Raw genomic sequence first — 12,485 nt, forward strand, 5'->3', positions numbered from 1 at the left:
TATATTATGAACCCCTTAAAAAACCCCACCCTCCAATTCAGTCTGCTTGCAGCACTTAGCCTGGGTATCCTCGGCTATGCCTGTAGCAGAAGCGCCAACATGCTTCCGCTCGTAGAAGGCATACAAATAAGTTATACCGAAAGCCAAGAAGATTTTGCCAACCCCGAAAGAGGCTTTTACCGCTATTCAGAAACCTATACCGGCAATTTCAGTCCACTGGACTCCGCCACACTAAGCACTTACCGTACACCTCAACAAACCTCCACCGCCAATTATGCGGTGGTGAGCACACTCGTGTTCCGGTATTATATCTTAGACAATTTCCGAGATAGTCCCATCTCACAAGCCACCTTAGATGCGCTTGAAAATGATATGGATGCTGTACGCAGCGCCGGGGTGAAAATCATTCCGCGTTTTGTTTATACTGTTACCGCCAATAGCGGCAACTGCCCCGAAGGTTTCATTTGTCCGCCCTATGGTGATGCTAGCAAGAGCGTCATCATCAACCACATCCATCAGCTTGCGCCCTTCTTTCAGCAAAATGCCGATGTTATTGCCTGCGTACAATTGGGCTTTATCGGCACCTGGGGCGAGCAGTACTATACCGACTATTTTGGTGATCCCTCTGGCAACGGTGGACAGCAGTACAAACTCATGGACAGTAATTGGCAAGATCGGATTGACGTACTGGCAGCCCTTTTAGAGACCGTTCCGGACGATCGTATGGTTCAGGTACGCTATCCACAATTCAAACAACGCTACGTCTACGGTGTCCAAGCTCCCGTAGATGCCGCCCCGCTGAACGAAAGCGAGGCCTTTACCGGCACAGATAAAGCCAGAATCGGGTTGCATAACGATTGTTTTCTTTCAGGCCCTAATGATATTGGCACCTACGAAGATTACGGCAACAGCTCCACGCCACGCAATTCGAACGCAACGGTCGTAAATGCCCTTCGCAGCTACATGAAAGAAGAAGGAAAATTTGTCGTGATCGGTGGAGAAACCTGCAGCGACGATTATAGTCCGCAGAACGATTGTGAACCGGCAGGCCGTGCCAAGCAGGAATTTGCAGACATGGGTTACAGCTACCTGAATGCCCATTATAACAATGCCGTTAATAACGATTGGCAAGATGGAGGATGCATGGATGACATCAAAAAAAACCTTGGTTATCGCTTTGTACTCCAGCAGGCAACCCTCCCCAATCAAGCCTTTCGGGGGGTAGAAGCCGCTATTCAGCTACAGCTGGTAAACCGAGGCTATGCATCGCCTTTTAATGCCCGTCCTGTTGAGCTAATTCTACGGAACTTATCTTCCAATAGCATCCATCGCATTCCGCTGGATACCGACATCCGATGGTGGGCGCCCGGCGAAACCATCGTTAATACCACGGTTAGGATACCGACTGATATACCCGGCGGTGATTACGCTTTACTGTTAAATATGCCCGATGCCTACGAAAGTTTAGCAGATGATCCCCGTTACAGTATCCGCCTCGCCAATCAAGATCTTTGGGAAGAAAGTACCGGTTACAATAAACTCAATCATCAAATGAGCATCCAGTAGTACGGTATTTAGTTGACCATATTGTTACTCCAAATTTATCCAAACAAGTAGCAGCCATTCGTTGAATGGCTGCTTTCGCATCATATTGTAGAAATCGGGAATACCAGAATGGCGTATAAAGGAATATTCTCCATCCAGCTTTCCTTACGATACGCACTCATCGAAGTCCTGACAGCTTGTTTAGGTTGAAATTTATCATAGTAAACCCGTAAGCTTTTGGCCTGTAAATTTTCTTCAGCCTTCACTTCTATTGGAATAATTTCCCCGGAACGTTGTACCAAAAAATCAATTTCAGCTCGCGCATTCTGTGCCGACCAATAATAAACTTGCAAAGTATGACAGGTAATCAATTGTTGCGCCACATACTGTTCTGTAAGTGCCCCTTTAAATTCTTGAAAAATTGTATTGCCCTCCAATAAGGTGCGCACGTCAAGATCTGCCATTGCTCCCAATAGCCCTACATCGACCATAAACAGTTTAAATGCACCAAAATCTTCGTATGCTTTAAGAGGCACTGCCGGTTTAGATACATTAAAGACCTGTTGTACCAAACCACAATCAATCAACCAAGCAAGGGCTAGTTCGTAATCCTTAGCTCTCGCGCCCTGGCGGATAATTCCATAAATAAATTTTTTATTCTCTTTTGCAAGCTGCGCGGGAATCGAATTCCATAACATACGAATACGTGGTACAATATCATGCGGCGCGTGCTTAGAAAAATCTTGTTCATAAGCAAATAATATCCGCTTTTGAATCGATCTAACTTCTGTAAAATCCTGCCGTTTAGAATAAGCCAAAATTGCCTCCGGCATCCCTCCGACATAATAATAGGTCCGTAGCAACTCGATGTATTTCGGAGCAAAAGTTTGAATAAGATCCCAGTTTTCTTGCAATAATAACTCTTTTAAAGATGTTTGCTGTACCGCATCCAAAAATTCATGGAAATTAAGCGGATGAAGATCAAGAAAATCCACCTTCCCAACAGGAAAAGAGGTATGTCGATTTAATGCAACCCCCAAAAGTGAACCTGCACAAATAATATGATACTGAGCAGCATTTTCTTGAAAGTACTTAAGCGCAGTAATTGCCGCTGGAGATTCTTGAATTTCATCGATGATCAACAACGTGTTTTGCGCATCAATCATTAGACCTGTCTCAATTTGTATCCCTGCAATGATGCGTTGTATATTAAAATCAACCGTAAAAAGACTTCTGGCTATGGCATTACTTTCTAGATTAATATAGGCGATCTGATCATAAGCTCGTCTTCCAAACTCTTGCATCAACCAAGTTTTACCTACTTGCCTAGCTCCCCGAATGATCAACGGCTTGCGCTCCGGGCTATTTTTCCATGCTTCTAAATAAGTTAAGGCATCTCGTTTCATACACAAATATACAAAAACACGTACGACTTTTTGTTATATAACACATTTTTATGTACGACTTTTTGTTATATAACACATTTTTATGTAGGAGTTTAGAATTTACATGCAAACAGCCCGGCCAAAAGCGCTCCACCCATCATTAGCACATGACGCGATTATTTCTATCAGCTATTTTTTTCTTTATCCTTTGCACCGCTTTCGCACGGAAAAGCCAACTCACCATTGATGCCAGAAGCAGGTTAGGCGAAATATCTCCACGGCCATTGCATCGACAGTGGCATTTATGACGCAACATCCAATTTATCCGATGCGCGCGGTTTCCGAAAAGACCTGCTAGCGAAGATAGATTTATATTATTGCTTGCGTGCAATTAGGCTTTAGGTTACATCCTATTTTTGCGCCATATGCTATGGTTACTATCATTCTATAAAAGACACGAAATAAAGTAAGTTTACAACTTTTTCAGCATAAATCTGTTTATTTACAGATTAAAAAGTAAGCAGCTAAATTTATAGTTGCTATTCGAACGATTAGATGATAGTAAGAAACTACGATACAGAATTCTGCGGAAAAATTCCGATACACCATATTAATCTTATTCAACCGCACGGTTACCTACTGGTTTTAGACCGCTCCAATCAACACATTGTGCAATTAAGTGAAAATATCAAAACTTTATTTGGACAAGAGCTTGATGACGTGATTGGCACTGACTTTAACATATGGGTAGATGAACCACTTGATTTAACCAAGCTTACCACAAATGCCGATAGCCATCAGAAAACGCCTTTCTTTTTAAGCATTAATCAACAAAGTTATCTTGCACTGATTCAAGCAAAAGAAAAATACCTTATCATTGAGTTGACTACTGCTTCCGATGATCGGAAGAACTTTTTAGAAACCTATCAGACGCTGACCTATTACTTTGCTGCCATCGAAGAAGCCAATGATATGCCTTCTTTGTTGCATTCAACTGTCGAGCAGTTTAAGCTTATCTCCGGTTTCGATCGGGTCATGATTTATCAATTTGACGAAAGCTGGAACGGCAAAGTAGTTGCCGAAGTCAATTACACAGGGAAAACCGACTATATCGGGCAACAATTCCCGCCTTCGGATATACCCAAAACAGCCCGAGATCTTTATCAGCGAAATCCCTATCGATTGATTCCAACTTCACGTTACGAACCCATCAAACTTTATCCCATTATCAATCCGATAACTTTCTCCTTCGTTGATCTTTCAGATTGCCATCTACGGAGCGTTCCACAAGTACATCTGGAATATTTGCAAAACATGGAGGTAGACGCCAGTATGTCAGTACGTATTCTTGTCGGCAATCATCTTTGGGGTTTGATATCTTTCCATCATAATACCCCAAAATATCCTGATTTTGAGCTTTGTTCACAGTTACAGCTACTAACAGAATTTTTTACACGACAACTGACAAACCTGTTGAACAAAGAACGTTTTGATTTTAGTCAGCAGATTTCGGAGCATAAAAATGCGTTACTGAACAACTTATACGAAAAAGAGTCGTTAGATGAAGCCCTGTTGGATCAGCACGAACACCTTTTAAAGCTTTTCGCTTGTGAAGGTGCAGCATTAGTTTTTCAGAACAAGCTGTACTTCCTAGGAAAAGTACCTGACGATGAGCATATACAAAATTTCGTATTTTGGCTACAAGAGAAAAATGTAGACCGTGTTTTTACCGTCAACAATCTGAGTGATCTTTTTGAAGAGGCCGAAGAATTTGCGCCAATTGCAAGTGGGATGTTAGTTATAGAGATCGATAAAGAAGATGGAAACTACCTGCTCTGCTTCCGGCCCGAGCACCCGTATACGATTAACTGGGGAGGCAATCCCAACGAGGCGCTGCAATTTGAAACAGATAAGAAAAATTATCATCCAAGAAATTCTTTTGCCATTTGGCGTCAGCAAGTTAAACACACCTCGCTAGCTTGGAGAGAAGAAGAATTACAAGCCGCCTCCGATTTGCGCCACTACATTTTTGAATATTTACGCAGGCATCCGCTAGATTAGAAGAACACAATGAGTACAGAAAAGGTTCTCCCTCAAGATGATCATTATATTGTTGCCATCGGCGCATCCGCTGGAGGCCTAGAAGCTATTAATACACTTTTTGATGCAGTAGCTGATTTTAGTCAGCTATCCTTTATCATTATCCAACACCTATCGCCCGATCATAAAAGTCTACTAGTAGAACTGGTATCGAAACATACCGACATGCAGGTATTGGAAGCCCGAGATCAGTTGCCGGTGGAGATGGGTAAGACCTATGTCATTCCCAATAATATGACCATGACCATCGAAAATGGAATGCTATGCCTGGCAGAAAAGAAAAATAAGCAAATCCCGAACGATGCTATTGACGTTTTCTTAGCCTCACTGGCCTACGATCAGGGCGAAAAAGCCATCGCCATCATTCTGTCGGGCACTGGCAGTGACGGTACAAAAGGTATTCAGCATATCAAAAATGAAAATGGTTATGTCATTGTACAAGAGCCTGAAACAGCCAAATTTGATGGAATGCCCAATATGGCTATTTTGAGCGGAAATGTTGATGTCATTTTGCCTCCGGCAAAAATCCCCAATCAGCTCAAAGAATACATCGAGTTAGTAAAAGGAGAAGAGTCGATTTTAAACGAATCCCTCAACGAACAGAAAGTCAATGAAATCCTTTCCCTGGTACTGCAACACAGTGATCGGGATTTTCATCTGTACAAAACGCCTACTATCTTACGTCGCATTGCACGACGTATGGAAGCCAAGAAACTGACACGCCCTGACAATTATATCCAATACCTCAAAAAAAATCCGGAAGAAGCGCAGATCCTGGCAGACGATTTACTTGTTAATGTTACGTGTTTTTTTCGGGATCCCAACGTCTTTGACTATCTAGGCAAAGAACTTCTACCCAGTCTTATCAAAACCAAACAAGCGGGGGAAATCCTAAAAATTTGGGTTTGCGCCTGTAGTACAGGCGAAGAAGCTTATTCGATCGCTATTGTTATTGATCAATTTCTCCGCAACAACAACCTGCATTTACAGGTAAAGATCTTTGCAACCGATATCGATGAAAACAACGTTCTCTTGGCCAGCAAAAACCGCTTCCCCCTATCCATCGAGAAAGACGTCAGTCAGGAAATTCTAAAACGCTACTTTATTATAGAAGACAACCAATACACCGTCATTCCGCGTATCAGAAAACAGATCGTATTCGCCAAGCACAATGTTATTAAAGATCCAGCTTTCATTAAAAATGATCTGATTACCTGTCGAAATATGTTGATCTACATGAATAAGATCTTACAAGAAAAAGTGTTGTCAACCTTTCATTTCGCTTTAAATCCAGCGGGTGTACTAATTCTTGGTACCAGCGAAACTATCAATGCTTTTGAAGAAGGCTTTGAAGTGCGTTCCGCTAAATGGAAAATCTTCACCCGATCGAAGCAAGTATTGAAACGCACCTTTCATTCCTACCAACATCCAACCCTAACAACCTCCCTGGATATCGGAAATAAATTACGCAAAACGGCCTCTGCCAGTATTGAACAACATCTCAAAAACGATTTTGAGAAACTCCTTTTCGGCCAACTAGGTTATGCCGTTGCGTATATCGATCATTTCAATGAAGTGAAGGAGACCCTGGGCGATCATCGGCATTTTTTAACTTTGCCCAAAAGAAAGCTTAACCTGAATATTCTGAGCATGGTGCCAGATGAACTTAGAATGCCCTTAAATAAATCAATAAAAGAAGTTCGAGAAACCAAGCAGCATGTTGGCCTGAAAGGAATTCTTTCTGACCAAAAGACGATAAATATTCACATACAAGTAGCATCGCAACCCTATGAGAATTTTCTGATGATCGTGTTTTTAGAATCCGATCTTTCCGCCACAATGGGACAAGTAAAAGTAAAAAAAGCGAAGGAAATAAGCAGTGAAGAAGAAAGTTACGTACAAGACCTGGAAGATCAATTAAATGAGACACGCAATAACCTACAACTTGCAATAGAAAATCTCGAGACCACGAATGAAGAGTTGCAAAGTTCCAATGAAGAATTGTTATCGAGCAACGAAGAGTTACAAAGTTCTAACGAAGAATTGCAGTCGCTCAATGAAGAGCTGCATACCCTCAATGCCGAGCATCAGCTAAAAATAAAGGAGCTTATTGATTTAAACGACGATCTGGACAATTACTTCAAAAGTTCAGAAATTGGCCAAATCTTTTTGGATTCAACCTTACATATCCGACGCTTTAACCCTCAGGCCATGCAGTTGATCAACTTAATTGACAGCGACATTGGTAGACCGATCAGTCATATCTCCAATAATCTCTCGGATGATACCTTATTAGAAAATATCATTGCAGTACAAGATAGCGAGGAAGTATACGAGAAACAAATCCGTCTCAAGGATGGCCGCTTAAACCTTATGCGTATTTATCCTTACATCCGAAGAGATAAAGAGGTGGATGGAATTGTGCTTACTTTTGTCGATATTTCCGCTCTCGAGAACCTGAATAGCCTTATAAAAGGCGTTTTTGATGCTAGTCTCGATGCCATCCTCGTCTTATCTTGTCGGCAAATATTTAAGGACGGCGCACGCCATTTTGATTTGCTAACGCAGAATAAAGCAGGCACTTTGCTTTTACAAGATCTCAACGTCGCGGATAAGCAGGCCGATTTCTTTGCCCAATTAAGCAAGAGCCTGGGGCCACGAGTAGAAAAACGGATGCTCGAAACATTTGAGACAGGCCGTTCTGCTAAAATGGAAATTAACCTCCGCTTGGTAAAAGGCTCTCAATGGTTTGAATTTAGTGTAGTAAAAATGAAAAATGGCCTAGCGCTATCTTTTCATAATATCACTCTCCAAAAAGACGCGACAGACCGTCTGCGGAAAAATTATAATGAACTCATCGTAGCTCGCGAACAATTAAAAACTTTAAACAGCAGTTTAGAAGCAGAAGTTGCCAACCGAACAGAGCAACTGGCCGCGAGCGAAGAACGCTTTCGCTTTGTTGCAAGAGCAACCAACGATTGTATACGCGATTGGGATCTGGTTACCAACAACGTTTGGCATAGCGAAAATTTCCACGCCATTTTCAATACGACGGAGAAAGAAAACCTGAAACAGATAGAAGAATGGTTTGAACATATCCATTCAGATGATCGTGATGAAGTACGGAAAAGTCTCTTCCAGGCCATTAATAGAGGTGAAGAGCAATGGAATGGTGAATATCGTTTTAAAAAAGGAGAAGATACATTCTGCCATGTTTTAGACAGAAGCTTTATACTCAAGAATGAATCATCGGTACCGTATCGTATCATCAGTTCATTAATGGATGTGAGCCTTCTTAAAGAGGCAGAGCTGGCTACGCGGGAGTTGGCCAATAAAAAAGATGAATTCATGAGCATCGCCAGCCATGAATTGAAAACGCCGATCACCAGTATGAAAGCCAGTATACAGCTTATCAATCGTTTTGCGGAAAATGATAAGGGTAAGCTCAAAACTTTTATTACAAAAGCGAATCAACAGGTAGATAAAATCACGTTCCTTATCGAAAATTTGTTGGATGTCACCAAAATCCAGGCGGGCAAAATCGTGCTGCAAAAAAGTACCTTTCCACTTGATGAGCTCATACAAGATTGTTTATATGAAGTGCGCAATATGAGCCAACATAAAATTATTGTCAGTGGAGATAGTCAGCTAACTTTATATGCCGACAAGAATCGTATCGAACAGGTACTGATCAACTTCCTTACCAACGCCATCAAGTACTCTCCCCATGCAGATAAAGTAGAATTATACCTTAAAAAAAACGAAACCGAGGTAATGATTTCGATTCGGGATTACGGTATTGGTATCAGTGAAGAAAAACTTAAAAATGTTTTTGATCGCTTTTTCCGTGTAGAAGAGTCTTCTTCCCAATTTTCAGGTTTGGGTTTGGGGCTATTTATCTCGGCAGATATTATCAAGCGGCATGGTGGAGATGTGGGTGCCATTAGTACACCTGGTGAAGGGTCTACCTTTTGGTTCAAATTACCTATTCTGAAAGAAACGAATCCGACAACAGCACAATCGAGATAATAGACCATGAAAAGATTATTTCTATCAGCTATTTTTTTCTTTAACATTTGCACCACTTTCGCACAGAAAAGCCAACTCACCATTGATGCCGGAAGCAGCTTAGGCGAAATATCTCCGCTTACTTATGGTTATTTCATCGAGTATATGGGCCATTGCATAGACAGCGGCATTTATGATGCCACATCCAATTTATCTGATGCGCGCGGTTTCCGAAAAGACGTGCTAGCGAAGGTAAAAGAATTAAGACCGGGCATGTTACGGTTTCCTGGGGGAACCGTTGTCAAAACCTTTCATTGGGAAGACGGTGTGGGGCCGAAGGAGCAACGAAAAGCCAAAAAAAATCTGATATGGGGAGGCATCAACCATTTTCAATTCGGTACCTGCGAGTTTATCGAATATTGTCGGGAATTGAATACAGAGCCCTGTCTGGTCGTTAACATCTCCACCGGCAGTGCCGAAGAGGCCGCTAACTGGGTTGAATATTGCAATGGAACCGGCGACACCTACTATGCCAACTTACGCCGTTCGCATGGCTACCCCGAACCTTTCAATGTAAAATATTGGGCCCTGGGTAACGAAGAAGGCGCTGAGCCCGATGCCGGACGCCATCAAGATCCGCAACGTTATGTAGACGATGTCTGGTTGTTCATCAAATTGATGAAATTGACCGACCCTCGCATCAAACTCATTGCAAACGGCGAAGGCACCAATATGCATTGGAACAAAACCGTGTTGGATGGCTTAGGAAATGCCGTAGACTACCTTTCCCATCACAGTTACGTTGGTACCGATCAAGGCAAGCCTTACTCCATCTTCCAAAAGATCAACGCGGCCGAAGAAAGCATCCGACAAGTAGGCGATTTTATCAATAAAAATTATCCCGAACAGGTAAGCAATTGGAATAAATGGTACCGTTTTCCTCATCGCCAAGGGCCCATTAAAATCGCTTTAGATGAATGGGGTATCTGGGAGCAGCAAGATCCACCCTACGGCACTACCAATACCTATGAATGGCGCCATGCCCTCGCAACCGCCAGCTTTCTCAACAGCATTCAACGACAAGCACAAATGATCGGCATGGCCAATTGGGCGCAATTGGTTAACATTTTAGCGCCCATCATGAGTGATGAAAAAAGTTCCATTAAGCAAACGCTCTTTTATGCCTTACAGGCCTATCGAGACTACAGTCTCCCCGAAGCCATTAAGGCAAGTGCTAGCTCCCCACTACTGGAAGACCAAATACAGGCGCTCGATATTTCCGCCAGTATTGATCGGCAGCAAAAAAAGCTGACTGTCTTCATCGTAAATCGAGGTACAACAGCGATCAAAAGCCCCATCAACTTCCAACATTGCCAAGTAGAACGGCTGAAGAAGACGGTCCTAAGTGCCGAGCGTTTATCGGCAAAAAACACACTTCACCATCCCGAAAAAGACGTAGTTCAGGTAACAAAGGAAAAAAATACCACGCATACAAGCGAGATTCTTCTTCCTAAAGAATCCATCACCATTTGCGAATACACCTTGCGTTAAAGGATCATTACAAGGTAGCCGCTCGATAAAAAGGTCGAAGAAAATAAAGCAAGTAGCTCAAGTTTGGTTTCGAAAAACCATTGACAAATTGGCCATTAATATCAAAAAGGCTCCTATTATAGAAAAAAAGTAGGCCTTTTCATTAAAAAAGAAAATACCAATTAATAGCACCCAAACGAGGCGGAAAAACGAAGACGGTATAATTACCTGTACATGCTCCGTACGCAACGCCTGGGCGAAAGCCATTTGTGCCAATGCCGTCAGGCAGCCCATCGCAGCGAGCCCTGAGAGTGTACTCCAGCTCGGCCATTGCCAATCAAAAAGAACAAAAGGAAAAGCCACGGTCATTTGCGTAATACACAACCAAACGGAAATTGTCACATTGGATTCCGTTTTGGTCAGCAATTTCACAATCACAAAAATCCCGGCATTGAAAATCACCGAGGCCACGGCAAACAAAATCCCGTAATTCCAATCGAAACGAAAGTCTCCCTGTGCATTCACCACCATCAGCGCTCCCACAAAAGCGAAAAACAAAGCAATGTAACTAAAGGGATTGGCCGGCTCATTTAAAAACAACAAGGTCAGTACAGCCGAAACAATCGGTACCAGCAAACTGATGGTCCCCACGGATAAGAAGGATTCATATTTCAAGGCGTATGTATAGGTTAGCATGGCGCAAAACCCGAACACAGCCCGCAATCCAAGCAGCTTTTTGTTGACCACCTTAAGCGAGCCCAGGCCCTGTTTAATCACCAAGGGCACCATAAACAGTAAACCAAAAGCATTCCTGAAGAATACAATATCGATCGGTTCCAAATCCGTCGTCAATACTTTTACAATTGCTTCCTGAACAACGTATAAAAGCGCCGATATGGCCATCCAAAAAACTCCCTGGAGAACTTGATTCTTTTCGATTTGCTGCAAAACGTTCCTTTAATTGATCGCCCTTAAGTCCGATTTTCAGGAACACCGCTTTTTTTAGGCGGCACCAAGCCATTCGGGTGCTTCATTACTTGTTCATGTGTTTTTACCGGATCCACAAAAAGTGAACTTAGATTCCTTTTATCAATTTTAGAGGCATAACCCGAAGGTAAACCATGATAATCATCCGGCATGCTCGTGGTGGTAGGAAACAATACCCGATCTGCAAACAATCGGCCACTCCATACGTCGATCGAATCTTTGATAAACTGCGTTTTTTTCAAATCGATGGTGTTCTCGCTTACATATACATATGATCGATGCGTTTGCGGATTCGTCACCACTACCGGATGCGCAACCATTTGATGTTTAATATTGTCGTGAAAATCGGCCGGTACCCGAGAACCCAACAACGGTCGGATCACTGCGAGTTCCTCCTCGCTGAACAACTCCGCTGAAGTACTTGCAAAACTCGTTTCCCCTCCACGTTCCGGAGGTATCAGACAGAATAAGATACCTATCGAAGCAGGATGCTCTCTAAACTCCTGATCTGAGTGCCAGAAGTCGGTCGTATTTTTATAAAAACCCAAAGGTTGCCCCTCTCCGTCCATTAAATTGGTGATATACCCGATCTCTTTGATTCTTCTGCCATGGTTTATTTTACTCGCCGAAGGTTCCAGTTTACCGTTACCTACCCGCTCAGCAAAGGCCAGCAAATCGGCATCATCCAATGCCTGATTTTTAAAAATGATCATCGACTCACGCGCTAGGGTATGTTTTATAAAGTCAATTTCATCAGCGGTAACTTTCTTCAGATCAACTCCGTCCAGTTCCAGACCGAAGCCCTCCAAATGACAAAAAGGCCAAGCGCTTTCTTTTCCTTTATATTCGAACGTTTTAATCGGATCCTCCATAATACCAGCAAAGGGGTTATAAAACAACACGTTACAACCTGAACAGAAAACAATATCC

7 protein-coding genes are annotated in these 12,485 nt (G+C 42.5%); 4 read left to right on the top strand and 3 right to left on the bottom strand.

Going from position 1 to position 12,485, the window contains the following annotated elements; translation table 11 throughout:
* Positions 1-6: 6 nt before the first annotated feature.
* A complete protein-coding gene (locus RYH73_RS01050) occupies positions 7-1,566 on the top strand; it encodes a DUF4832 domain-containing protein (protein ID WP_335311395.1) in 1,560 nt (519 codons plus the stop codon).
* Positions 1,567-1,646: 80 nt separating this feature from the next.
* On the opposite strand, the gene RYH73_RS01055 is transcribed toward RYH73_RS01050, so the two are convergent.
* Entirely contained in the window at positions 1,647-2,951 is a 1,305-nt protein-coding gene (locus tag RYH73_RS01055; RefSeq protein WP_335311396.1) for an ATP-binding protein, read from the bottom strand.
* Positions 2,952-3,485: 534 nt separating this feature from the next.
* On the opposite strand from RYH73_RS01055, the gene RYH73_RS01060 reads away from it, so the two are divergent.
* The 3 genes from RYH73_RS01060 to RYH73_RS01070 are packed head-to-tail and all read left to right on the top strand — an operon-like array spanning position 3,486 to position 10,589.
* Positions 3,486-4,991, top strand: coding sequence for a GAF domain-containing protein (locus tag RYH73_RS01060; protein WP_335311397.1), 1,506 nt, complete (start codon positions 3,486-3,488; stop codon positions 4,989-4,991).
* 9 nt (positions 4,992-5,000) lie between these two features.
* Positions 5,001-9,059 (top strand): chemotaxis protein CheB, encoded by a 4,059-nt coding sequence (locus RYH73_RS01065; protein ID WP_335311398.1) that lies wholly within the window; start codon positions 5,001-5,003, stop codon positions 9,057-9,059.
* Positions 9,060-9,065: 6 nt separating this feature from the next.
* Complete coding sequence (locus tag RYH73_RS01070; RefSeq protein WP_335311399.1) at positions 9,066-10,589, top strand: alpha-L-arabinofuranosidase C-terminal domain-containing protein; 1,524 nt, start codon at positions 9,066-9,068, stop codon at positions 10,587-10,589.
* A gap of 57 nt (positions 10,590-10,646) precedes the next feature.
* Here RYH73_RS01070 and RYH73_RS01075 read toward each other — a convergent pair whose 3' ends face one another.
* Positions 10,647-11,516 carry a DMT family transporter gene (locus tag RYH73_RS01075; protein WP_335311400.1) on the bottom strand — a complete coding sequence of 290 codons (870 nt, stop codon included), beginning with the start codon at positions 11,514-11,516 and terminating at the stop codon, positions 10,647-10,649.
* Between the two features lie 23 nt (positions 11,517-11,539).
* Positions 11,540-12,427 carry a TauD/TfdA dioxygenase family protein gene (locus RYH73_RS01080; protein ID WP_335311401.1) on the bottom strand — a complete coding sequence of 296 codons (888 nt, stop codon included), beginning with the start codon at positions 12,425-12,427 and terminating at the stop codon, positions 11,540-11,542.
* Positions 12,428-12,485 lie beyond the last annotated feature (58 nt).

It is taken from the genome of Olivibacter sp. CPCC 100613, assembly GCF_036959255.1.
Lineage (GTDB): Bacteria > Bacteroidota > Bacteroidia > Sphingobacteriales > Sphingobacteriaceae > Olivibacter.